Source organism: Peribacillus sp. FSL E2-0218 (assembly GCF_037992945.1).
Lineage (GTDB): Bacteria > Bacillota > Bacilli > Bacillales > DSM-1321 > Peribacillus > Peribacillus simplex_B.
In genome coordinates this window covers 3,215,549-3,239,423 of sequence record NZ_CP150304.1, presented here as the reverse complement: position 1 = coordinate 3,239,423, position 23,875 = coordinate 3,215,549, and the positions used below count along the sequence as shown (strand labels likewise).

The window sequence follows — 23,875 nt, the reverse complement described above, 5'->3', positions numbered from 1 at the left end:
TTATTGGCATGTTATTTGCATATTTATTGAAGTGTACGCAATGAGTTAAGGCGTACGATAGGCGGCAAAGTTTCATGTTACGAGCGCACTTTTTCCAGTGGGGAAAATATCATGTAAGCAGCAAATTTAAATCCAAATGAACGTAGTAACCGGTAAGGCTGAACCTTTTCATCCTTGCATAAACTGTCACGCATTAAAACACCTAGGGAGGATTTCTTTATGGAAATTTTTAAATATCTTGAGAAGTATGATTACGAACAATTGCTATTCTGTCAGGATAAACAATCAGGATTGAAAGCGATCATAGCCATTCATGATACGACGTTGGGACCAGCGCTTGGCGGTACGAGGATGTGGACGTATGCTTCCGAGGAGGATGCAATCGAAGATGCCTTGAGGCTCTCAAAAGGAATGACCTATAAGAACGCGGCTGCCGGGTTGAATTTAGGCGGAGGGAAAACCGTCATCATCGGCGATCCGCGTAAAGATAAAAATGAAGAAATGTTCCGTGCCTTCGGAAGGTATATCCAAGGGTTGAACGGACGTTATATAACAGCTGAAGATGTAGGGACAACGGTGGAGGATATGGATCTTATACATGAAGAAACGGATTTTGTAACCGGGATTTCCCCTGCATTCGGTTCTTCAGGCAACCCGTCCCCTGTAACGGCTTATGGCGTTTATCGCGGAATGAAGGCCGCGGCAAAAGAAGCTTTCGGCACGGATTCATTGGAAGGGAAGGTCGTTGCCGTTCAAGGAGTCGGGAATGTAGCCTATAACTTATGCCGTCATCTTCATGAGGAGGGAGCTAAGCTCATCGTTACGGATATCAATAAAGATAGCGTGGCCCGTGCGGTTGAAGCGTTTGGCGCAACTGCCGTGAATACGGATGAGATTTATGGAGTCGAATGCGATATCTATGCACCTTGTGCATTAGGTGCCGTCATCAATGATCAAACCATCAACCAAATCAAGGCGAAGGTCATTGCAGGAGCAGCCAATAATCAATTGAAGGAAGCTGTTCATGGTGACCAAATCCATGAGAAGGGCATTATCTATGCTCCTGATTATGTCATTAATGCAGGCGGAGTCATAAATGTCGCCGATGAGCTTTTAGGGTATAATCGGGAAAGAGCCCTTAAGAAGGTGGAAATGGTTTATGACACCATTGAACGAGTGATCGAGATTGCAAAACGTGATCAAATTCCAACTTATAAAGCGGCGGACCGGATGGCAGAGGAACGAATTGCACGAATGAGGAATTCAAGAAGCCAATTTCTGCAAAATGAAAAGCATATCTTGAATGGACGTAAATGATTTCAATGATGCAACATCAAGATTCCTGTGATTATTTTCAAGTGAACACAGGAATCTTTAACATGGATAACGTAATAAATAGGGACAGGGAAATCAGGACCCATTGTTTAATAGTGAGGAGGAGTCATTTTGGCTGAAGAATTTGACCTCGTTATCCTCGGAGGAGGAACTGGCGGGTATGTGGCTGCAATAAGGGCTGCTCAATTAGGTTTGAAAACGGCTGTCGTGGAGAAAGGAAAACTCGGCGGTACGTGTCTACATAATGGATGTATCCCTTCAAAAGCACTTTTAAGAAGTGCGGAGGTGTATCAGACTGCCGTGAAAAGTGAGGAATTCGGTATTGTTACCGGAGATGTCCAGGTGGATTTCTCAAAGGTGCAGGACAGGAAAAATAAAGTCGTCGAACAACTTTATAAGGGTGTCCAGCACTTGATGAAACAAGGGAAGATAACGGTGTATGAAGGATTGGGGCGTATCCTTGGTCCATCGATCTTTTCGCCGATGCCAGGAACGATTTCCGTGGAAATGAACAATGGCACTGAAAATGAAATGCTGATTCCCCAGAATATCATCATCGCTACCGGTTCACGTCCAAGGACACTTCCAGGATTGCAAATCGATGGCGAGTTGGTGCTTACTTCGGATGAAGCTCTTAAGCTTGAGAGCCTGCCAGGTTCGATCATAATTGTAGGTGGCGGAGTCATCGGGATTGAATGGGCATCGATGCTGAATGATTTTGGTGTGGACGTAACGGTACTGGAATATGCGGATAGGATCATTCCGACCGAGGACAATGATATTTCAAGTGAAATGAAGCGTCTCCTCAGCAAGAAAGGCGTCAAAATCGTCACGGGAGCCAAGGTGCTGCCGGAAACCCTGAAAAAGGATGGTTCAGTAGCCATTTCTGCAGAAGTAAATGGAGTGACACAGGAATTCACGGCTGAAAAAATGCTAGTTTCCGTAGGCCGATCGGCAAATGTTGAAGGAATCGGCCTTGAAAATACTGATATCGTGAAAGAAAAGGGCTTCATTGAAACCAATGAGTTCTTCCAAACGAAGGAAACGCATATCTACGCGATCGGGGACTGTATCGGCGGTTTGCAATTGGCTCACGTCGCTTCACATGAAGGGATTACAGCCGTTGAACATATGGCTGGTCAAAAACCGGAACGATTGGATTATTCACTTATATCTAAATGTGTATATTCAAGTCCTGAAGCGGCCAGCGTCGGCTTGACAGAAGAGCAGGCGAAAAAGGAAGGGTACGAGCTTAAAATTGGTAAATTCCCATTCCGGGCCGTCGGTAAGGCACTTGTTTTCGGGGAAGCGGATGGCTTCGTCAAAATCATTGCAGACAAGAAAACGGATGATATCCTGGGGGTTCATATGATAGGACCGCATGTCACGGATATGATTTCCGAAGCTGGTCTTGCCAGTGTGCTTGATGCGACGCCTTGGGAGATAGCAAAGACCATTCATCCGCACCCAAGTCTTTCCGAAGCAATCGGCGAGGCTGCGCTTGCTGTCGATGGACTTGCCATTCATTCATAAAGAATAAGGTCAGGAGGTTTTATGATGTCAGAAAAACGTCATGAACAATTAGGCTTAAATGAAGAAACGGTTCTGGATATGTACCGGACCATGCTATTATCCCGGAGGATAGATGAGCGGATGTGGCTGTTGAACCGATCCGGGAAAATCCCCTTCGTGATTTCCTGTCAGGGGCAAGAAGCTGCACAGGTCGGGGCAGCGTTTGCGCTTGATCGGCAAAAGGATTATGTATTGCCATATTATCGGGATGTAGGTGTAGTGCTGACCTTTGGAATGACTGCAAAAGACTTGATGCTATCAGGCTTCGCGAAAGAGGAAGATCCCAATTCCGGCGGCCGTCAAATGCCTGGCCATTTTGGTCAAAAGAAAAATAGGATCGTCACTGGTTCATCACCTGTTACGACACAGGTCCCGCATGCAGTCGGGATTGCCCTTGCAGGGAAGATGGAAGGGCAGGATTTGGTAACCTTCGTAACGTTCGGGGAAGGCTCATCAAATCAGGGTGATTTTCATGAAGGTGCAAACTTCGCAGGTGTACATAAGCTACCGGTGATTTTCATGTGTGAAAATAATAAGTATGCGATATCGGTTCCTATTTCGAAACAGCTTTCGTGTGAAAATGTTTCCGATAGGGCAATAGGCTATGGCATGCCCGGCATAACAGTGGATGGAAATGATCCATTGGAGGTATATGCGGCAGTGAAAGAAGCGGCAGACCGTGCGCGAAGGGGAGAGGGACCTACCCTGGTGGAAACCGTTTCCTATCGGCTAACGCCACATTCCAGTGATGATGATGACCGGAGCTACCGGACTGCCGACGAAGTGGCCGAAGCAAAAACAAAGGATTCCATCAAAACGTTCGGAGCCTATTTGAAGGAAGTGGGCATCTTGGACGATGAGTCTGAAAAACTAATGAATGATGAAGTCATGAAGATAGTCAATGAAGCGACTGATTATGCTGAAAATGCTCCATATCCGAAGGCTGAAAGTGCGATGAACCATGTGTATGCACAAAAGTAAGGGGGTAATAGAATGCCAGTGATTTCTTATATAGATGCCGTAACGATGGCAATGAGGGAAGAGATGGAAAGGGATTCCCGTGTATTCGTACTAGGGGAAGATGTTGGTAAAAAAGGCGGCGTCTTCAAAGCCACCAATGGTTTATATGAGCAATTCGGTGAAGACAGGGTCATTGATACCCCGCTGGCCGAATCTGCCATTGCAGGGGTGGGAATTGGGGCGGCCATGTATGGGCTACGGCCAATTGCGGAAATGCAATTTGCCGATTTCATCATGCCTGCCATTAACCAAATTGTTTCGGAGGCAGCGAAAATTAGATATCGCTCTAATAATGACTGGAGTTGCCCCATGGTAATTCGTGCTCCATATGGTGGAGGAATCCATGGAGCCCTGTATCACTCCCAATCGGTGGAAGCCATTTTTGCCAATCAGCCTGGATTGAAAATTGTGATGCCATCCACGCCATATGATGTCAAGGGCCTGCTCAAAGCAGCCATTCGCGATGAAGATCCCGTGCTTTTCTTTGAACATAAACGCGCCTACCGCTTGATCAAGGGAGAGGTGCCAACCGAAGATTATGTACTGCCCATCGGTAAGGCGGATGTGAAAAGGGAAGGAGAAGACATAACGGTCATTTCTTATGGACTATGCGTGCATTTTGCCCTCCAGGCTGCAGAAAAATTGGCAGCAGATGGGATTTCCGCACACGTTCTGGATTTGCGGACGGTCTATCCTTTAGACAAGGAAGCCATCATCGAAGCAGCCTCGAAAACGGGGAAAGTGCTTCTGGTTACCGAGGATAATAAGGAAGGGAGCATCATGAGTGAGGTGGCAGCCATCATCGCCGAAAATTGCCTGTTCGATTTGGATGCTCCTGTAAGGAGATTGGCCGGACCTGATGTACCTGCCATGCCTTATGCCCCTACGATGGAAAAACATTTTATGGTCAATCCCGATAAAGTGGAAAAAGCGATGAGGGAATTGGCAGAGTATTAATGACTGTTAAGAAGGAGGAACGATTTATGGCTATGGAATTAATGAAGATGCCTCAACTAGGCGAAAGCGTCACAGAAGGAACCATCAGTAAATGGCTTGTTAAGCCTGGCGATCATGTCACGAAATACGACCCGTTGGCTGAAGTGATGACGGATAAAGTAAATGCTGAGGTTCCTTCTTCCTTTACCGGCATCATCAAGGAACTGAAGGCGGATGAGAACCAAACGTTGGCCGTCGGGGAAGTCATTTGCTCGATTGAAGTTGAATCGGCAAACACGGATAACGAAAATCAAGGACAAGCAGCTACTCAAACGGAAGAAAAAGCTGGAGCGCCCGTTACAGGAGAAGTACAGCAAACAGCCGACCAATCAAGGAAGGCTCGGTATTCACCTGCCGTATTGAAGCTTTCCCAGGAGCATGGAATCGATCTTTCCAAAGTGAAGGGTACGGGGAGTGAAGGGCGAATCACCCGCAAGGATTTACTTAAGCTTGTAGAGTCCGGGAACGTTCCTGGCGCTGATGAACCATCCCAATCAACAGAGGCTGCCCCGGTGGAAGAAGCCCCTGCAATGACTCGGCGCCCAGCAATAGAAGGTACCGTGCCACAGGTTCCGACTGCTGCTGGCGATAAGGAAATTGCCGTTACCGGCGTGCGTAAAGCAATCGCCTCCAATATGTTAAAAAGCAAGCACGAAATACCGCATGCTTGGACGATGGTGGAAGTGGACGCAACCAATATGGTAAAACTGCGTGATAATCTTAAATCCGGCTTTAAACAAAAAGAAGGATATAATTTGACGTACTTTGCCTTTTTCGTAAAAGCAATCGCTCAAGCATTAACGGAATTTCCCGAGCTTAATTCAATGTGGGCAGGAGATAAAATCATCCAAAAGAAAGAGATCAATATATCGATTGCCGTTGCGACGGAGGATGCCTTATTTGTGCCTGTCATCAAAAATGCAGATGAAAAATCAATTAAAGGAATTGCAAGGGAAATTCAAGAGCTTGCCTCAAAAGTGAAGGCCGGAAGGTTAAAAGCGGAGGATATGCAGGGCGGCACCTTCACGGTGAATAACACGGGGTCATTCGGTTCCGTGCAGTCCATGGGAATCATCAATTATCCACAGGCGGCCATCCTCCAAGTCGAAACGATCGTAAAACGTCCAGTTGTGATTAATGACATGATTGCGGTACGGGATATGGTGAATCTCTGCCTGTCTCTTGACCACCGTGTTTTGGACGGTCTTGTATGCGGCCGGTTCCTTGCCAGGGTCAAAGAAATCATCGAAAATATTTCCAAAGATAACACTTCAATATACTAAAAGAAAGAAAAAGGAAGGCCGGTTTAAATAGGTCCTTCCTTTTTTTGTCCGCCGTTTTCCTTAGAAAAACATCGACAAAAATTTTATTTTTGCTATTATTTGAATATAGAGCTGTTCTAATACAGGTATTAGATACTGTACTTCACCTTTCGTAGGTAAAAAAGTTCCATTACCTTAAATTGCAAGAAAATTATGATAGAATGTTAGTATGATCCAGATCATATCGATGGGAGGGTGGCTTTCTTATCTAAACTGACTGAGCGTTCGTTCTCCGCAAAAAAAAGGATAGGACGTTCGAGCTGACTCACGATAAGAAAGCGATTACAAGTGGAGCTTAAAGATGTAAAAAACATAACCTTTCCGAAGCCTTCTTTTGCGGAATGGAAAGAAGCTGTGGAAGTCACTTTAAAAGGAAAAACGATTGAACAATTAAAAACGCATACATATGAAGGCATCACCCTTGATCCCCTCTATACGGCGGATTCAAGAGCAAAAAAACCGGAATTACCAGGATTCTTTCCTTTCACGCGCGGAACATCTCCCATGGGTTATCATGAAAAACCTTGGCTAGTCGTCCAGCCTGTAAGCGGTAACACGGCGGAAGAGGCAAATGAAAAAATGCTGGCAGCATTCAAGCGCGGCCAAAATTCCGTCGCATTCCCGGCTCGAATGCTTGCTGAGGGGGCAAGGTTTGTAAATTTGACCAAGAACATTCCGCTAAAGGACATACCGGTTTTCATTGATTTAAAGGGGGGCCAAAAGGAATTCCTGCCACAATTCAAAGCTGCGGCCGAATCCCAAAATGCCCAATTGACAGGCGTGCTTGCTGAAGACCCGATCGGCCAATGGCTCATAGGCGGCCAGATGCCGGTAGATACGGATGGTTACTTTGCAAAATGGCTGAAAACGATTGAAGAGTATCAAAAGATAGGTCAAGATTTAAAAACCGTCCTGATCAATACGGCGATATACCATAACGGCGGAGCCAATGCCCTGCAAGAAATCGCGTACGGGTTATCGGCTGCTGTCCAATATTTATCGGAAGGGCAAAAACAAGGCCTGTCTATCGCTTCCTTGGCCGAAAAATTCGTCTTTTCTTTTGCAGTGGACTCCAATTACTTCATGAACATCGCTAAATTAAGGGCTGCGAGGCGGCTTTGGGCCTGTCTTGCAGAAGCCTTCGAGACAGCCCCGGAACATTTTAAAATGGCGATACATGCCGTTACGTCCGAATTGACGGAAACGCTGTATGATGAGCATGTCAATATCCTTCGGACCACCAACCAAGCCTTTGCGGCTGCCATTGGGGGCATTGAGTATCTTCAAATCCACCCATTCAATCATGCTAGTGGCGGAACGGATGATTTTTCGGAAAGGATCGCCCGTAACACACACTTGATACTGAAAGAAGAAACGAATATAACGACCGTCGTCGATCCTGCAGGCGGTTCTTGGTATGTAGAGCAATTAACGGATGAATTGGCTGAAAAAGCTTGGGGAAAATTTCTTGAAATCGACGAAGCAGGCGGGATATTGGCGATAATCAAGCAAGGAACCCTTCAGAAGGAACTAACGGATGTCTTCCAAAAAAGAATCCAAAATGCAGCTTATAGAAAAGAAAGCATGATCGGGACGAATGTATATCCCAATCCAGCAGATCGGATCAAAGCACCTGCACATGCTGACCGTGAATCATATATGAAGACAGGGAAACCGATGGATATTATGCCGATTACCTTGGAGCGGTTATCTGTCCAGTTCGAACGGATCAGACTGAGCAGTGAAAGGCATAAGGTCAATGGCGGTGCGTCACCGAAAATCGGATTGATTAATTTGAAAGACATCAAATGCTATAAGCCGCGTGCCGATTTCATAAAAGGGCTTGCTGCGGCAGGAGGCATCGAAACGCTGGAAAGTGAAGGATGTCAAACCATTGAGGAAGCAGTCGAATACGTGGCTTCGACCAATCTTGCCATCTATTGTGTTTGTGCCAGCGAAGCCGACTGCAGCGATTTTGCGGCACCTGTCATTAGTATAATTAAAAAGCAATTCCCACATATCCTGATTTATTGCGCCGGCAAGCAGCAAAAGGAAACGGAAATCGCACTAAGCGAAGCTGGTGTCAAAGATTTTATCCATATAAAAACGAATGCCATAACCATTTTAGAGGAATTATTGCATGAGCTAGGGGTGAAATGAAATGAAAAAACCGAATTTTTCAACGATAAACCCAATCAGGACTGAAGGAAAAGGGAACCTTGAGGCTTGGAAAAAAGAAGCTGAAAAAGCCGTTGGAGAGAAAATTGATGATTTATTGTTTGAGACGAATGAACAAATAAAGGTCAAACCGCTTTATGTAAAAGCGGATAATAACGATTTGGAGCATATGGATAGTATGCCGGGCATCGCTCCATTTACAAGGGGACCCTATCCTTCGATGTACGTCAACCGTCCTTGGACGGTACGCCAATATGCAGGTTTTTCGACTGCGGAGGAATCCAATGCGTTTTACAGGCGTAACCTGGCGATGGGGCAAAAGGGACTTTCCGTTGCTTTTGATTTAGCCACACACCGTGGATATGACTCCGATCATCCCCGTGTTGTCGGTGATGTGGGGAAGGCGGGTGTTGCCATTGATTCCATTCTTGATATGAAAATCCTTTTCGACGGGATTCCGCTCGATCAGATGTCTGTTTCAATGACCATGAACGGTGCCGTCTTACCCATTCTGGCTTTTTACATCGTGACAGCTGAGGAGCAAGGCGTCACACAGGATAAACTATCAGGTACGATCCAGAATGACATCCTAAAGGAATATATGGTTCGGAATACGTATATTTATCCCCCCGAAATGTCGATGAAAATCATCGCCGACATTTTCGAGTATACATCCAAATATATGCCGAAATTCAATTCCATCTCCATCTCCGGTTATCATCTGCAAGAGGCTGGCGCACCGGCGGATATCGAGCTTGCCTATACGCTGGCAGATGGCCTGGAGTATGCGCGTACGGGCATGAAAGCAGGCATAGCAATCGATAAGTTCGCTCCGCGGCTATCATTCTTCTGGGCTGTAGGGCTGAACTACTTCATGGAAGTGGCGAAAATGAGGGCGGCTCGTTTCATCTGGTCGAAACTGATGAAACAATTCGAACCGAAAAACAAAAAAGCGATGGCATTGAGGACCCATTCCCAAACCTCTGGCTGGAGTCTCTCCGAGCAAGATCCGTTTAACAATGTCGCGCGGACGTTGATCGAAGCACATGCCGCTGCCCTTGGACATACACAGTCCCTGCATACGAATGCTTTGGATGAGGCCATTGCCCTGCCTACCGATTTTTCGGCACGGATTGCGCGTAACACACAACTATATTTGCAGGAGGAGACGGGAATTACAAAGGTCATCGATCCGTGGGCAGGTTCATACTATGTGGAAGCGCTTACGGAAGAACTGATCGAGCGTGCCTGGTCCCATATCGAAGAAATCGAAGAGCTTGGAGGAATGGCTAAGGCGATTGAAACCGGACTGCCAAAAATGAGAATCGAGGAGGCAGCGGCAAAACGGCAGGCTAAAATCGATTCCCAAGATGAAACGATCGTGGGCGTCAATAAATATCGTTTGAAAAAAGAAGATGCCATTGAAATACTGGAGATCGATAATACCGCCGTGCGCGAAAGCCAGCTTAAGCGTTTACGTGAATTGAAGGGGAAACGCGATCAAGCAAAGGTGGATGAAGCCCTTCAGGCGTTATCCGTGGCTGCCGGAACCGGCGTGGGGAACCTGCTTGAATTGGCTGTGCAGGCTGCTAGGGTAAGGGCCTCGTTAGGTGAAATCTCGGATGCGATCGAAGAGGTTGCCGGCCGCCACAAGGCCACGATCCGTTCCATCAGCGGCGTTTATAGCGCTGCATACTCCAGAGAAGCGGAGATAGAGGAAGTTGTCCGCATGACGGAGGAATTCCTTGAAAATGAAGGAAGAAGACCGCGTTTGCTCATGGCGAAAATGGGTCAGGATGGTCATGATCGCGGAGCAAAAGTGGTGGGAACCGGGTTTGCAGATTTGGGCTATGATGTCGATATCGGTCCATTATTCCAAACACCGGAAGAAACGGCGCTGCAGGCCGTCGAAAATGATGTGCACGTAGTGGGCATGAGCTCACTGGCTGCCGGGCATAAGACCCTGTTGCCGCAGCTTATGGCTGAACTGAAAAAGCTTGGACGTGAAGACATCATCGTGATCGTTGGCGGTGTCATCCCTGCACAGGATTACGAGTACTTAATGGAAAATGGTGCTTCTGCCATTTTCGGACCTGGAACGGTCATTCCCCAGGCAGCGAAAAAGGTGCTTTTCGAAATATACAGACGCCTGGGATATGAAGAAGTGGCCCAATAATGAGTGATCACAAGAAGCCGGAATGGTTTGATCCTAACAATCAGGAGGGTTTTGCTTCATCATTAAAACCAGGTGTGGAATTGGCCGCCGACCGCAACAAAGGATCAACAAGCAAATTCGTTAAAAAGCAGGATGCCTCCGTATCGGTCCAAGAATTGAAAAAGGGAATTTTATCAGGGGACCGGGCAAGGCTCGCTAAAGGAATTACATTGATTGAAAGCAACGCTGCCCATCATTTTGATTTTGCACAGGAATTGCTGCATTCCGTCCTCCCCCATACAGGCCGGTCGATAAGAATCGGGATTTCAGGAGTGCCAGGTGCGGGGAAAAGCACATTCATCGAAACGTTTGGAAGCTATTTATGTGACAGGGGCCATAAGGTTGCGGTCCTTGCGGTCGATCCGAGCTCGTCCATTAACGGGGGGAGTATCCTTGGCGATAAGACGAGGATGGAGGAGCTGGCAAGGAATCCCCGCGCCTTCATCAGGCCCTCGCCTTCAGAAGGTACTTTGGGCGGCGTTCATCGCAAAACAAGGGAAACGATGCTGCTTTGTGAAGCGGCAGGATTTGATGTCATTCTTATTGAAACGGTCGGTGTGGGTCAAAGTGAAGCGATCGTCCGAAGCATGGTGGATTTCTTCATGCTCCTTGTCCTGACAGGCGCAGGCGATGAATTACAGGGAATGAAAAAAGGGATCATGGAGCTTGTGGATGGAATTGTGGTCAATAAAGCCGATGGTGATAATGTCCCGCTTGCGACTAGAACGAAGTCCGAATATAACAGAATACTGCACTTTCTCCAGCCAGCAACGAAAGGGTGGGCAGGGAAAGCCTATACATGTTCTGCCATAACCGGAAAAGGAATACCCGAGCTTTGGGATGTATTGACGGATTTTTCCGATACGACAAAGAAATCTGGTGTTTTCCAAGAACGGAGAAGGATGCAAGCCAGGGAATGGCTTTATTCGTTAATGGATCATCAGCTTAAAAGGATGTTCTATAAAAATGAAGCCATCAAGGAGCTGCTCCCCATCCTCGAAAATGAGGTGATGTCGGGTAATAAAACGGTCACCGCTGCCGTTAAGCAGGCATTTCAAGCTTTTATGGACACACTTAAGTGAAAAAAGGAGGGGGCACGCATGGTTTATGCATACCTCCTCCTTTTGTGTGAAGTGAAGCTTTCTCGCTGTTACCCATATGTTTCCCAGTTCCATTTCTTTTTAAACTTGTTTGTCTGAACCTTTAGGAGAAATAGCAGGTAAATTTATTGAATCAGGATGTGGCAATTGTTATGATAGGATGGAAGAGAAAACTTGGAAGGGGCATAAACCATGAATATGGATTTTAATTTTTTGATGAACGATGTGGTCAAACAGGCTCGCGATGAGATTAAGACTGCTGGATATACAGAATTGACGACTCCCGAGGAAGTGGAAGAAGTATTCGCACAAAAAGGAACCACGCTTGTCATGGTCAATTCCGTTTGTGGCTGTGCCGGGGGAATAGCGAGACCGGCTGCAGCACATGCAATCCATAATGATAAACGCCCGGACCAGCTTGTAACTGTTTTTGCAGGGCAAGATAAAGCGGCAACGGAGAAGGCGCGCGATTACTTCGAAGGTTATCCGCCATCCTCCCCATCATTCGCATTGCTTAAGGATGGAAAGATCATCACGATGATAGAGCGCCATGAAATAGAAGGGCATCACCCGATGTCAGTGGTTGAAAAATTACAAGACTACTTCGATCAATATTGCGAAGAAGTGTAAGTCCTATACTTATGAAGCAAAAGGGGTTCGGGATTCCGGACCCCTTTTGCTATTCTGCGAAAGAACCCATCTTTTATGCGAGGAAGTGCATAGGGTGATCTTTGCATATTTTCCCTGGCAGGCAAGAAAGTCCCCGTACAAATTTTACATAGCTGCAAAAACTTTGACCGTTTCGCGTATGTTGTTGCGATTCACCAAGTCATGCGGTGTGGTTGATTTCCCTCGGGTGCTGAGCCCACATGGAGACTCACCTACGCTCCAATCAAGCTTCCATCATTTCTTTGTAAAAATCCGAAAAGAGCTTTAACCTAAGTCGAAGGTCTGGACCCAGCCACGATCGGCGGGTTTTTCCATTCATGAATCTGCATAAAAAAGAAACATTTAGGAAAAAAGATAAACAAGGGTGCCAGATAGGCAATGATAGTGGAAATATAATGGTCGCTGCAACGGAAATTATATTAATATTCTGAAAAATGAATCTATTATTTACGTTATTGAATAATTTTTAGAGTGTGTTAAAATACAAAATAGTGTATGAATATTAGTTATTTAAATTAATTGATATTTCAACTAAAACCAAATTTTATAACAAAAAATTGAAAATATCATTTTGGAGGAATAATTATGAAGTTGAAAAAACAGTTAGCGTTGTTGCTTGCTACCGTATTATTGGTTGGCATTTTAGCGGCATGCGGGACATCAGAGAAAGAAGATAAGAGCACAGCTGGCAATGGGGACAAAAAGGTACTGGTAATGGGTACATCTGCGGATTATCCGCCATTTGAATATGTTGAAACTTCCAAAAGTGATGAAATAAAAGGGTTTGACATTGATATCGCAAAAGCGATCGGAAAAAAATTAGGATATGAAGTCCAAGTGAAGGATATTGATTTTAACAGTCTTGTTCCTGCGCTTGAAAACAAATCCATCGATTTTGTCATTTCTGGAATGACTCCTACAGAAAAACGTGAACAATCCGTCGATTTCAGTGATATTTACTATACGGCTAAAAACATGATCATTACGACACAGGATAGTAAAATCAAAACGGCTGAAGATTTAAAAGGAAAAACGGTAGGCGTACAGCTTGCATCCATTCAGGAGACATTGGCGACAGACTTGAATAAAGACAAGAGTCTTGGGATGAAAATCGAAAAACGGAATCGGATTCCAGAGGTTGTTCAGGAAATGTCGACAGGTCGTTTTGACGCCGTCATCATGGAAGATACTGTGGCAAAAGGCTATCTAAAAGACAATAAAGATTTGGTTGGCTACTTAATCAAGTCTGATGAACAAGATGCCGGTTCAGCCATCGCCTTCCAAAAAGGAAGCAAGCTGACTGACCAGTTCAATGCTGAATTGAAGAAAATGGAAGATAATGGTGAGATGGAAAAATTAATCCTGAAATGGTTCGGTGGCAGCGAAACTGAATAATACAGAGAGAGAGGAAAAGCGTTCAGAAGTATAGAGTATGCCTTCTGAGCGTTTTTCCGCGCTTTGTTGCCGTTTAAATGAAGCAAGGAAGGTCAACGGAGACCGTCTTTTAGAGAGGATGAATGGAGTGAATCTGGAATTTGATAGGATCATGCCCTCCCTTCCATATATTATGGAGGGAATACCGACCACATTAAAGGTAGTGGCGGTTGCGGCAGTAATCGGATTTGTTTTGGGAATACTATTATCTATACTTAAAATCAGTAGAATTAAGCCATTGAATTGGATTGCGGACTTTTATACATCCATTTTCCGCGGTACACCTTTAGTGCTGCAATTGATGTTAATCTATTTTGGTTCACCGCAAATACTTGGAATTCAAATCGAAGCATTCCAAGCTGCATTTTTAGCATTCGGACTTAATTCTGCCGCATACATCTCTGAAATCATCAGGGGAGGCATTTTAGCTGTCGATAAAGGGCAGCGAGAGGCTGCATTGGCACTTGGGGTTCCTTACTCTGGGATGATGCTCAACATTATCCTGCCGCAAGCCATCAAGAATATCCTGCCATCCCTTGTGAACGAACTGATTTCCTTAACGAAGGAATCGGCTGTCGTCACGATCATTGGGTTAGGGGATATCATGCGCCGTTCTTATATTGTCGGCGGTGAGACCTATAAATTCTTTGAACCGATTTTATTTGCCGGTCTCATTTATTATGTGATGGTCATGATTCTTACCATCTTAGGCAAAGTGATTGAAAGGAGAATGAGACGCAGTGATTAAAATAGATGGACTCAAAAAAAATTATGGTAAGCTTGAGGTGTTGAAAGGAATCAGCACCGAGATTGCCCAGGGTGAAGTGTTGGCCATTATTGGACCATCAGGATCAGGGAAATCAACGTTCTTGCGCTGCATTAATATGCTGGAAACCCCTACGGATGGTCGAATTTCGTTCAAAGATCAAGTGATCACCGATAAAAAGACCAATATCATGAAGGTGCGCGAGAATGTCGGTATGGTATTTCAGCACTTCCATTTATTCCCCCACAAGACCGTGCTCGAAAATCTGACATATGCACCGATGAAAGTGAAAAAGCTATCAAAGGGCGAGGCAGTAAGGCAAGCACGTGAGCTCTTGACCAAAGTGGGCTTGGCCGAAAAAGAATCTTCCTATCCGAATCGCCTATCAGGGGGGCAAAAACAAAGGGTTGCCATTGCACGGGCATTGGCCATGAATCCGGAGGTCATGCTTTTCGATGAGCCGACTTCAGCTCTTGATCCCGAGATGGTGAAGGAAGTGCTTGAGGTCATGAAGTCATTGGCACATACAGGAATGACCATGCTGATCGTGACACATGAAATGGGATTCGCCAAAGAAGTGGCCGATCGCGTTCTATTCTTGGATGAGGGCCTGCTCGTTGAGGAAAGTGCGCCGAATGAATTCTTTTCGAATCCGAAAAGCCAGCGAGCAAAAGACTTCTTGGAAAAAGTTTTATAAGTGGAGAAAATAGGATATAATCAAGAAAAAAGGTGACAGGTAGGTTGCCTTTTTTTATTTTATTCCTATAACGTATTCTTGATGGAATGTATTTAGAAATATCGGAAAATTCCAGGTCAAAGGACTGTGAAAAATTCTGTAATCCTGATAGTATTATAATAGATAGCGAAAGAGCCAGGTGATACATAACAATGTTTAAAATCGGATACAGAACGATTAAAACTGCTTTAGGGGCTACCTTGGCAATCATTATTTCACAAATGCTTAATCTGGAAAATTTCGCGTCTGCGGGAATCATCACGATTTTATGTATCCAGGTTACGAAAAAGAAGTCGGTGTATGCTTCCTGGCACCGGTTTTTAGCTTGTTTAATCGCCATGACCTATTCTTTCCTTATGTTTCAATTCATCGCCTTTCATCCGCTGATCATAGGACTGATTCTTTTGATTTTCATTCCGACGACCGTTGCCTTGAAGATTAATGAGGGAATCGTTACGAGCTGTGTCATCATCTTACATCTATATGGATCGGGACACATCACTTTTTCCTTGGTGATGAATGAAACGATATTGATTGCCGTCGGGATCGGGGTAGCGCTTGTCATGAATCTGTACATGCCTAGTGTGGATGATAAGCTGCTGGACTATCAGGAGCGGATCGAAACGAACTTCAGTGAAATTCTGATGGGGATCGTCCGTTATCTCCGGGATAATGATCACACATGGGGGGGAAAGGAAATCACTGAAACGGCCGATCTTCTTAATGAAGCCAAAAGCCTTGCTTTCCGGGACGTGGAGAATCACTTTCTAAGGGAAGAGGATCTGTATTACCATTATTTCAAAATGCGTGAAAAGCAATTTGAAATAATTGAACGTATTCTTCCCCTAGTCACGAATATTCCGTTGGTCGTCAAGCAAAGCGGCATCGTGGCGAATTTCATACAAGACCTGTCCGAAAACGTCCATCCCCAAAATACGGCCATCATTTATCTGAACAAGCTTGAAGAGCTGGAGATCTTTTTTAGGGGGATGGCCCTTCCGCAGACAAGGGAAGAGTTTGAATCCAGGGCCGCATTATTGCAGCTCATGAAGGAAATGGAGCGCTATTTATTGCTGAAGCATTCCTTCAAGGGATTGCCCAAACTTAGCAATCACCGAATGAAGAAGAGGCACTTGGCTTAAACTAAGCAAAAAAGTAAAGGAATTGATACAAATGAGATGGATCCTTTCTTTCATGCTTATGTTTTCGTTGTGGCCGCTATCTGTACATGCCGAACCTCACTCGGTTAAGCCTGGCAATCCTTTCATCATCATTAATAAAGCCAGCAACAAATTGGCGTTCATCGATGATAATGAGGTCAAGGAGATTTTGCCCGTCGGTACCGGGAAGAGTCAGGAGCTGACACCCGAAGGGATATTCACCATTAAGGTCAAAGCCGTCAATCCTTATTATCGAAAAAAGAATATCCCCGGCGGCGATCCAAGGAATCCATTGGGGTCGAGGTGGATTGGATTTGACGCAAGGAACACCGATGGGAGGATCTATGGCATCCATGGTACGAACCAACCTTCCTCGATTGGTAAATTCATTTCAAACGGCTGTGTACGCATGCATAAATCCGATGTGGAACGTTTGTACGAAAAAGTGAATGCCGGCACAAAGGTGTTGATCACCCATTCATCCGAGGATTTCAAAACATTGGCAATGAAGAGTGGCGCAATCAAATAAAGAGGGAAGCCTAGGCTCCCCTCTTCATTTGATATCTATTACAAAAGAAATGCAATACCCGACAATAACGTTGTTAATATCATTGAGATAAGCATTAAATATACAACGATTTTTCTCATTTTTTTGTTTCCCATATGCTCTCTCCCTCATAACAGTTTAATTGATTTCATTTTAACGTGTACGTTTAGCAGACACAAGTAAAAGTGTAATGTTCCTATTATTTTGAATCTTAGGTCTTTGGAATGTTAGTCATATTTTAATAGAATCAACCAATATTGGTTAGGGGGATGGATGATGATTAAAAATATCGATCATATCGGCATTGCGGTCAAGTCACTGGATGATTCGTTGCCGCTTTACACGGAAACGCTGAAGTTGGAACTCGAAGGGATCGAGACTGTCGAAAGCCAAGGTGTGAAAGTGGCCTTTATTATGGCAGGCAATACCCGTTTGGAATTATTGGAAGCGTTATCACCGGAAAGCCCGATTGCTAAATTCATTGAAAAGCGTGGTGAGGGTATCCATCATGTCGCCCTTGGAGTAGACGATATCGAAGCCCGAATCGAAGAATTGAAACAATCAGGATTACGGATGATCGATAATACATCGCGGAAGGGAGCGCACGCAGCGGATGTTGCTTTCGTTCACCCCAAATCTACTGCAGGTGTATTATACGAGCTCTGTGAACAAGCATCACCGAAGGAGGAGCAAGGATGACAGACGACATCTATGGAGCGATCAATGATTTATATGACAGACGCCGTAAAGTAGAAATGGGCGGCGGTGAAGAAAGAATCGATAAGCAGCATGAAAAGGGAAAACTTACGGCAAGGGAAAGGATCGATCTTTTAGTGGATCCGGGATCGTTCATCGAACTTAATCCCTTCATTAAACATCGTAACACCAATTTTGGCATGGAAAAGGAAGAAGGGCCGGGAGAAGGGGTCGTTACGGGCTATGGAAAAGTAAACGGGCGTGATATCTATTTGTTTTCACAGGATTTCACTGTATTTGGCGGAGCACTGGGAGAAATGCATGCTCTGAAAATTGCCAATGTCATGGATTTGGCAGCGGAAAATGGAGCGCCTTTCATCGGATTGAATGATTCTGGCGGGGCGCGCATTCAAGAAGGTGTAGTTTCTCTTGACGGATATGGTCAAATCTTTTACCGTAACTCGATTTATTCAGGCGTCATCCCGCAAATTTCCGTTATCATGGGCCCTTGTGCAGGAGGAGCCGTATATTCCCCAGCGATAACCGACTTCGTTTTCATGGTGGAAAAAACGAGCCAAATGTTCATTACTGGACCAAAAGTGATTGAGACGGTTACAGGGGAAAAGATATCATCAGAAGGATTGGGCGGAGCGACTGTACATAATACCATTAGCGGTAATGCCCATTTCAAAGGCGCATCTGAAGAACAAGTTCTGGCTGACGTTAGACGTCTCCTGAGCTATTTACCACAAAACAATGAAGAAAAGCCGCCGGTTCTGGAAAGTGACGATGGAGATGACTATCGTCCCGATTTAACGGATGTTGTCCCTTTTGAAGGAATCCGCCCATATGATGTTCGGAAAGTGTTGGAGCAAGTCGTAGATGAGGGGTCCTTCATGGAAGTGCAAGAGGGCTTCGCGAAAAATATCGTGATTGGCTTGGCCCGAATCAAGGGGAAATCGGTGGGGCTTGTTTGTAACCAGCCAAAAGTGTTGGCTGGCGGACTGGATATTGATTCATCCGATAAGGCTGCCCGCTTCATTCGTTTTTGTGACTCATTCAACATTCCCTTGATTACATTTGAAGATGTTTCAGGATTCTTCCCGGGCGTCAAGCAGGAGCATGGCGGGATTATCCGCCACGGAGCAAAGCTTCTCTATGCATACTCCGAAGCAACCGTGCCAAAATTGACGATCATCCTGCGTAAAGCATACGGCGGGGCGTATGTGGCCCTAAATAGTAAGTCCATTGGGGCGGATCTTACGTTTGCTTGGCCGAATGCCGAAATTGCGGTTATGGGCTCTGCTGGAGCGGCAAATATCATTTTTGCCCGTGAGATACAAAACAGTCAAGATCCAGAAGCTACTCGTGCGGCTAAAATTGAAGAATACCGGGAGAAATTCGCTAATCCATATGTCGCTGCCAGCCTTGGTATGGTGGATGATGTCATTGATCCCCGGGAAACCAGGATCAAGATCATCCAATCGCTTGAAATGCTCCGCAACAAAAAAGAAAAGCGTCCATGGAAAAAACACGGCAATATTCCGTTGTAATCCGTACGAGAAAGAACCTGAACGATATCTGTTCGGGCTCTTTCTGCTATGCAGGGAGAGAGCGATAAGTACGTTCGCTCACGATTTTTTTGGAACTGAAAAGCAAGGGAAGGAGCGATGGACTGTCACATTATTTGCCGGAGCGCCGCTTTTAGAAGTATAATTAAAGTGGAAAACTTTTTTGGAGGTTTTATTTTATGATTAATGAAGAACGTATCGTAAGTGAATTTATGGAATTGGTACAAATTGATTCCGAAACGAAAAATGAAGCAGCCATCGCCAAAGTCCTGAAAGAAAAATTCACGGCATTAGGTGTAGAGGTTTTTGAAGATGATACAACAGCCGTTACCGGTCATGGTGCAGGCAATTTAATATGTACGCTTAAAGGAACGAAGAAAAACGTAGATACCATCTATTTCACTTCCCATATGGACACGGTCGTTCCTGGTCAGGGCATCAAGCCTTCCATTAAGGATGGATACATAGTGTCAGACGGTACGACCATTTTGGGAGCGGATGACAAAGCGGGATTAGCGGTCATGTTAGAAACGCTTAAAGTGTTGAAGGAACAGAATATTGAGCATGGAACAATCGAATTCATCATCACGGTCGGGGAAGAATCCGGCTTGGTTGGAGCCAAGGCGATGGATCGCTCCCTTGTAACCGCTAAATTCGGTTTTGCGCTTGATAGTGACGGAAAAGTGGGAAATGTGGTGGTCGCTGCACCTACTCAGGCGAAAGTGTCTGCAACCATTTTAGGCAAGACCGCCCATGCTGGTGTGGCTCCTGAAAAAGGAGTTTCGGCGATAACGATTGCGTCCAAAGCGATTTCAAGAATGCCATTGGGCCGCATCGACGAAGAAACGACAGCTAACATCGGCCGTTTTCAGGGAGGACAGCAAACGAATATCGTTTGTGACCATGTAGAAATCCTTGCAGAAGCAAGATCATTAATTCCTGAAAAGATGGAAAAACAGGTAGCAAGAATGAAAGAAGCATTCGAGACGGCAGCCATTGAAATGGGCGGACGGGCTGAAGTGGAAGTTACCGTCATGTATCCAGGGTTCAAATATGGTGCTGGTGATCATGTCGTCGAAGTCGCAAGAAAAGCAGCGGAAAAAATCGGCCGTCCATGCGAGCTAGTCAAAAGCGGCGGCGGAAGCGATGCGAATGTCATTGCCGGTTTTGGGATTCCTACTGTAAATCTTGCCGTCGGCTATGAAGATATCCATACAACGAATGAAAGAATTCCGGTTGAAGAATTGACGAAACTTGCTGAAATGGTCGTCAGCATTATTCAGGAAGTATCCGCGTAATAGCGAAAAATGGTGAGGGGATGTGGGGCTTTTCTTTTCCATCGAGAAGATACTTACCCCATAAGCATCCCCTGTTTTCTTCGGAAATGTCTTTTTAAGGGACGGATGAACGGACTTGATTTGAAGATAGAGATTGAGTGGATCGGATTAAGGCGGGTAACCGGTTTTATTGCGATGGGCGTTCAAGTATTGAGGGAAGACATGTACAGTCATCAATGAAATGATGGCTGTTTTTCTTGAAGCGACAAACACCAACTTTGGATAGGTTAATGTGTTTATATTTTTGGCTCTTTTCGTATTTTTATATCGAAACGATTTAACGGGGGATTGGAGCAGCGGGACAGGTGTTCCCGCCGAGGAGGCCAACCGCCCGCCCTTTGGATAAGCGAGCTTTCGAGGGGAAATCAACCACACCGCATGGCTTGGTGGATAGCATGAATTATGCGAAAACAGCCTTATTTTTTCAAGGATGTGACGGTCAATATGAAGGATATGTACCCAAAAAATGGCAGGGTCATTCTCCATGTAGACATGAATAGTTTCTATGCTTCGGTGGAGATGTCCTATGATGTTTCTTTGAAAGGTAAGCCGCTTGCCATCGCCGGTAATGTCGAAGAGAGAAGGGGCATAATCGTCACCTGCAGCTATGAAGCGAGGAAGTTTGGGGTCAAAACGACGATGCCGATATGGCAGGCGAAAAAACTCTGTCCCCAATTGATCATTCAGAAGCCTAATTTTGAGCGTTATCGGAAGGCGTCACTGGCCATTTTTGATTTATTAAGGCAATATACAGAGATGGTTGAACCGGTTTCAATCGATGAAGGGTATCTGGATATTAGCGAATGCGCCGAATTGGGCTCACCTTTGGAAATAGCAAAAAGCATTCAGGAACGGATTTATAACACGATGGATCTCCCGTGCAGCATAGGGATTGCACCTAATAAATTCCTGGCCAAAACGGCCTCGGATATGCAGAAGCCAATGGGTATCACCGTTTTAAGGAAGAGGGACATTCCCGAGAAGCTTTGGCCACTGCAAGTCGGCGAAATGCATGGCATCGGCCAAAAAACCTCCGAAAAACTTCATGCGATCGGCATCATTACGATCAAAGATCTTGCCCAATCCCGGGACAGTCAGCTTAAACAATTGCTTGGGATAAATGGAATCCGTTTGAAAGACAGGGCAAATGGCATTGATTCGAGGATCGTGGATCCCGAATCGATTTTTGATCATAAGAGCATAGGAAACTCGACCACACTCCCGCATGACTCCACCAACCAAAAAGAACTGCTCGGTGTCCTGGAAAAGCTTTCGGGGAAGGTGGCTGCCCGTTTGAAAAATAAACGTCTCCTTGGCCAAAAAATAGGGGTGACGATCCGTTACAAAGATCGCCGCACCATTACGAGAAGCCGGACCGTCTCCAACCCGGTGTTTGAAAAAAAGGACATATTGGCTGGAGCGACCGATCTTTTCATGAAAAATTGGAATGGCGAAGGAATCAGGCTTCTCGGTGTAACCGCCCATGATGTCATCGAGAAAGAGTCTGCCTTCATGCAACTGGATATTTTTTCCTTCCAAAAGGAGGCAGAAAAGGAACCGTTGTATGAAGCGATGGAACACTTGCAAAATAAGTACGGAGAAAATATTATTAAAAAGGGAATACCCTTGAAGCACGGTTCGATCGGAACAGACACGAGCTTCAGTAAAGACTTCTTCGAGCAATCAAGGAGGAAGGATCCTCCAGGTGGCAAAGAATAGCTTCTGGGCTGTGAAAAGATATAAAGAAGGGAAAGATGATCATGACAAAACAACAGATTGGTGTTATCGGACTCGCAGTAATGGGTAAGAATCTTGCATTCAATATCGAGAGCAGAGGCTATTCCATATCCGTTTATAATCGCTCAGGTTCAAAAACGGATGACATGATGAAGGAAGCGGAAGGCAAAAATGTCAAAGCGGCGTATACGCTTGAAGAATTCGTCGATTCATTGGAAACGCCACGCAAAATTTTATTGATGGTTAAAGCCGGCGCGGCCACAGATGCAACCATCGAGCAATTAAAACCGTTACTTGAAAAAGGTGACATCGTCATTGATGGCGGTAATACGTTCTTCAAAGACACTCAACGCCGCAATGAGGAACTTAGCCAGCTCGGCATCCATTTCATCGGTACAGGCGTCTCGGGCGGGGAAGAAGGAGCGCTAACGGGTCCCTCCATCATGCCTGGCGGTCAAAAAGAAGCATATGAACTGGTTGCACCGATCTTGAAGGATATTTCAGCTAAAGTCGATGGTGATGCTTGCTGTACGTATATCGGGCCGGATGGAGCAGGTCATTATGTGAAAATGGTACATAACGGGATCGAGTATGGCGACATGCAGCTAATTTCCGAATCTTATTTCCTTATGAAAAATCTTCTTGGACTTTCTGCTGAGGAATTCCATGAAGTATTCACCGAATGGAATGAAGGGGAACTTGATAGCTATCTGATTGAAATCACCGCTGATATCTTCAAAAAGTATGATGAAGAAACAGGGAAACCGATGGTTGATGTCATTTTGGATAAAGCCGGCCAAAAGGGAACCGGGAAATGGACAAGCCAAAGTGCCCTTGATCTTGGTGTACCGCTGCCAATCATTACCGAATCCGTATTCGCCCGGTTCATTTCGGCCATCAAGGACGAACGTGTCGAAGCGAGCAAAATCCTGCGCGGTCCAAATGCCGAAAGCTTTACAGGCGATAAGAAGGCTTTGATCGAAAGCATTCGTAAAGCACTTTATATGAGCAAAATCTGTTCCTACGCGCAAGGATTCGCTCAAATGAAAGCAGCGTCGGAAGAAAATGACTGGAACTTGCAATATGGTGATATCGCGATGATTTTCCGTGGCGGCTGCATCATCCGTGCGCAATTCCTGCAAAAAATCAAGGATGCCTACGATCGTGAAGCGAACCTGAACAACCTCCTGCTGGACCCTTACTTCCAAGGAATCGTTGAAAGCTACCAAGGGGCGTTACGTGAGGTCGTATCAACGGCGGTAATGAACGGGATACCGGTTCCTTGCCTATCATCTGCCCTTGCTTATTTCGACAGCTATCGCACTGAAACGCTGCCAGCCAATTTAATTCAAGCGCAACGTGATTATTTCGGAGCTCATACGTACCAACGTATCGATAAAGAAGGTACATTCCATACTGAATGGATGGAAAAATAAATCAATATTGCCGGCTTTTGTCTAGGCATGTAAAAAAGAGAGGGCGCA

The 23,875-nt window shown here is 45.3% G+C and carries 20 protein-coding genes; 19 read left to right on the top strand and 1 reads right to left on the bottom strand.

Annotated elements, in window-relative coordinates; all coding sequences use genetic code 11:
• Window positions 1-219: 219 nt before the first annotated feature.
• The 14 genes from bcd to MHI53_RS15495 all read left to right on the top strand — a co-directional run bounded on the left by bcd (window position 220) and on the right by MHI53_RS15495 (window position 17,032).
• Entirely contained in the window at window positions 220-1,317 is a 1,098-nt protein-coding gene (gene bcd / locus MHI53_RS15560) for a branched-chain amino acid dehydrogenase (protein ID WP_061144393.1), read from the top strand.
• Between the two features lie 129 nt (window positions 1,318-1,446).
• On the top strand, window positions 1,447-2,868 hold the full coding sequence (gene lpdA, locus MHI53_RS15555) for a dihydrolipoyl dehydrogenase (RefSeq protein ID WP_061144392.1): 1,422 nt from the start codon (window positions 1,447-1,449) through the stop codon (window positions 2,866-2,868).
• 24 nt (window positions 2,869-2,892) lie between these two features.
• Complete coding sequence (locus MHI53_RS15550; RefSeq protein ID WP_061144391.1) at window positions 2,893-3,888, top strand: thiamine pyrophosphate-dependent dehydrogenase E1 component subunit alpha; 996 nt, start codon at window positions 2,893-2,895, stop codon at window positions 3,886-3,888.
• 12 nt (window positions 3,889-3,900) lie between these two features.
• On the top strand, window positions 3,901-4,884 hold the full coding sequence (locus MHI53_RS15545) for an alpha-ketoacid dehydrogenase subunit beta (protein ID WP_061144390.1): 984 nt from the start codon (window positions 3,901-3,903) through the stop codon (window positions 4,882-4,884).
• Window positions 4,885-4,910: 26 nt separating this feature from the next.
• Entirely contained in the window at window positions 4,911-6,206 is a 1,296-nt protein-coding gene (locus MHI53_RS15540; protein WP_340371693.1) for a dihydrolipoamide acetyltransferase family protein, read from the top strand.
• Window positions 6,207-6,533: 327 nt separating this feature from the next.
• Complete coding sequence (locus tag MHI53_RS15535) at window positions 6,534-8,405, top strand: methylmalonyl-CoA mutase family protein (RefSeq protein ID WP_340371692.1); 1,872 nt, start codon at window positions 6,534-6,536, stop codon at window positions 8,403-8,405.
• A gap of 1 nt (window position 8,406) precedes the next feature.
• Window positions 8,407-10,599: a methylmalonyl-CoA mutase gene (gene scpA / locus MHI53_RS15530; RefSeq protein WP_340371691.1), complete on the top strand. Its 2,193-nt coding sequence runs from the start codon at window positions 8,407-8,409 to the stop codon at window positions 10,597-10,599.
• A complete protein-coding gene (gene meaB / locus MHI53_RS15525; RefSeq protein WP_061144386.1) occupies window positions 10,599-11,720 on the top strand; it encodes a methylmalonyl Co-A mutase-associated GTPase MeaB in 1,122 nt (373 codons plus the stop codon). The genes scpA and meaB overlap by 1 nt, the downstream gene beginning before the upstream one ends.
• Window positions 11,721-11,930: 210 nt before the next feature.
• A complete protein-coding gene (locus tag MHI53_RS15520) occupies window positions 11,931-12,368 on the top strand; it encodes a BrxA/BrxB family bacilliredoxin (RefSeq protein WP_061144385.1) in 438 nt (145 codons plus the stop codon).
• Window positions 12,369-12,992: 624 nt separating this feature from the next.
• The gene (locus tag MHI53_RS15515; RefSeq protein WP_061144384.1) at window positions 12,993-13,802 is read left to right on the top strand and encodes a transporter substrate-binding domain-containing protein; all 810 of its coding nucleotides are present in this window, start codon (window positions 12,993-12,995) and stop codon (window positions 13,800-13,802) included.
• A 127-nt stretch (window positions 13,803-13,929) separates the two neighbouring features.
• Window positions 13,930-14,589, top strand: a complete 660-nt coding sequence (locus MHI53_RS15510) for an amino acid ABC transporter permease (protein WP_061144441.1) — start codon at window positions 13,930-13,932, stop codon at window positions 14,587-14,589.
• Window positions 14,582-15,304, top strand: a complete 723-nt coding sequence (locus MHI53_RS15505) for an amino acid ABC transporter ATP-binding protein (RefSeq protein WP_061144383.1) — start codon at window positions 14,582-14,584, stop codon at window positions 15,302-15,304. The genes MHI53_RS15510 and MHI53_RS15505 overlap by 8 nt, the downstream gene beginning before the upstream one ends.
• Before the next feature lie 191 nt (window positions 15,305-15,495).
• A complete protein-coding gene (locus MHI53_RS15500) occupies window positions 15,496-16,485 on the top strand; it encodes an aromatic acid exporter family protein (RefSeq protein WP_061144382.1) in 990 nt (329 codons plus the stop codon).
• Window positions 16,486-16,516: 31 nt separating this feature from the next.
• Window positions 16,517-17,032, top strand: a complete 516-nt coding sequence (locus MHI53_RS15495; protein ID WP_340371690.1) for a L,D-transpeptidase — start codon at window positions 16,517-16,519, stop codon at window positions 17,030-17,032.
• 38 nt (window positions 17,033-17,070) lie between these two features.
• On the opposite strand, the gene prli42 is transcribed toward MHI53_RS15495, so the two are convergent.
• The gene (prli42, locus tag MHI53_RS15490; RefSeq protein ID WP_155645590.1) at window positions 17,071-17,166 is read right to left on the bottom strand and encodes a stressosome-associated protein Prli42; all 96 of its coding nucleotides are present in this window, start codon (window positions 17,164-17,166) and stop codon (window positions 17,071-17,073) included.
• Window positions 17,167-17,323: 157 nt separating this feature from the next.
• On the opposite strand from prli42, the gene mce reads away from it, so the two are divergent.
• From mce to gndA, 5 genes are all read left to right on the top strand, one after another.
• The gene (gene mce / locus MHI53_RS15485; protein WP_340371689.1) at window positions 17,324-17,749 is read left to right on the top strand and encodes a methylmalonyl-CoA epimerase; all 426 of its coding nucleotides are present in this window, start codon (window positions 17,324-17,326) and stop codon (window positions 17,747-17,749) included.
• Window positions 17,746-19,299, top strand: coding sequence for a carboxyl transferase domain-containing protein (locus MHI53_RS15480; RefSeq protein WP_340371688.1), 1,554 nt, complete (start codon window positions 17,746-17,748; stop codon window positions 19,297-19,299). The genes mce and MHI53_RS15480 overlap by 4 nt, the downstream gene beginning before the upstream one ends.
• A gap of 197 nt (window positions 19,300-19,496) precedes the next feature.
• On the top strand, window positions 19,497-20,615 hold the full coding sequence (locus MHI53_RS15475; RefSeq protein WP_061144378.1) for a tripeptidase T: 1,119 nt from the start codon (window positions 19,497-19,499) through the stop codon (window positions 20,613-20,615).
• A 483-nt stretch (window positions 20,616-21,098) separates the two neighbouring features.
• On the top strand, window positions 21,099-22,373 hold the full coding sequence (locus MHI53_RS15470; RefSeq protein WP_340373697.1) for a DNA polymerase IV: 1,275 nt from the start codon (window positions 21,099-21,101) through the stop codon (window positions 22,371-22,373).
• A gap of 41 nt (window positions 22,374-22,414) precedes the next feature.
• Window positions 22,415-23,827, top strand: coding sequence for an NADP-dependent phosphogluconate dehydrogenase (gene gndA / locus MHI53_RS15465; RefSeq protein WP_061144439.1), 1,413 nt, complete (start codon window positions 22,415-22,417; stop codon window positions 23,825-23,827).
• Window positions 23,828-23,875 lie beyond the last annotated feature (48 nt).

Coding starts and splice junctions, on each gene's coding strand:
- MHI53_RS15550 (WP_061144391.1), top strand. CDS start 2,893: ATGTCAGAAAAACGTCATGAACAATTAGGCTTAAATGAAGAAACGGTT.
- meaB (WP_061144386.1), top strand. CDS start 10,599: ATGAGTGATCACAAGAAGCCGGAATGGTTTGATCCTAACAATCAGGAG.
- gndA (WP_061144439.1), top strand. CDS start 22,415: ATGACAAAACAACAGATTGGTGTTATCGGACTCGCAGTAATGGGTAAG.
- MHI53_RS15475 (WP_061144378.1), top strand. CDS start 19,497: ATGATTAATGAAGAACGTATCGTAAGTGAATTTATGGAATTGGTACAA.
- MHI53_RS15515 (WP_061144384.1), top strand. CDS start 12,993: ATGAAGTTGAAAAAACAGTTAGCGTTGTTGCTTGCTACCGTATTATTG.
- MHI53_RS15520 (WP_061144385.1), top strand. CDS start 11,931: ATGAATATGGATTTTAATTTTTTGATGAACGATGTGGTCAAACAGGCT.
- scpA (WP_340371691.1), top strand. CDS start 8,407: ATGAAAAAACCGAATTTTTCAACGATAAACCCAATCAGGACTGAAGGA.
- MHI53_RS15470 (WP_340373697.1), top strand. CDS start 21,099: ATGAAGGATATGTACCCAAAAAATGGCAGGGTCATTCTCCATGTAGAC.
- prli42 (WP_155645590.1), bottom strand. CDS start 17,166: ATGGGAAACAAAAAAATGAGAAAAATCGTTGTATATTTAATGCTTATC.
- MHI53_RS15540 (WP_340371693.1), top strand. CDS start 4,911: ATGGCTATGGAATTAATGAAGATGCCTCAACTAGGCGAAAGCGTCACA.
- bcd (WP_061144393.1), top strand. CDS start 220: ATGGAAATTTTTAAATATCTTGAGAAGTATGATTACGAACAATTGCTA.
- mce (WP_340371689.1), top strand. CDS start 17,324: ATGATGATTAAAAATATCGATCATATCGGCATTGCGGTCAAGTCACTG.
- MHI53_RS15545 (WP_061144390.1), top strand. CDS start 3,901: ATGCCAGTGATTTCTTATATAGATGCCGTAACGATGGCAATGAGGGAA.
- MHI53_RS15495 (WP_340371690.1), top strand. CDS start 16,517: ATGAGATGGATCCTTTCTTTCATGCTTATGTTTTCGTTGTGGCCGCTA.
- MHI53_RS15500 (WP_061144382.1), top strand. CDS start 15,496: ATGTTTAAAATCGGATACAGAACGATTAAAACTGCTTTAGGGGCTACC.
- MHI53_RS15480 (WP_340371688.1), top strand. CDS start 17,746: ATGACAGACGACATCTATGGAGCGATCAATGATTTATATGACAGACGC.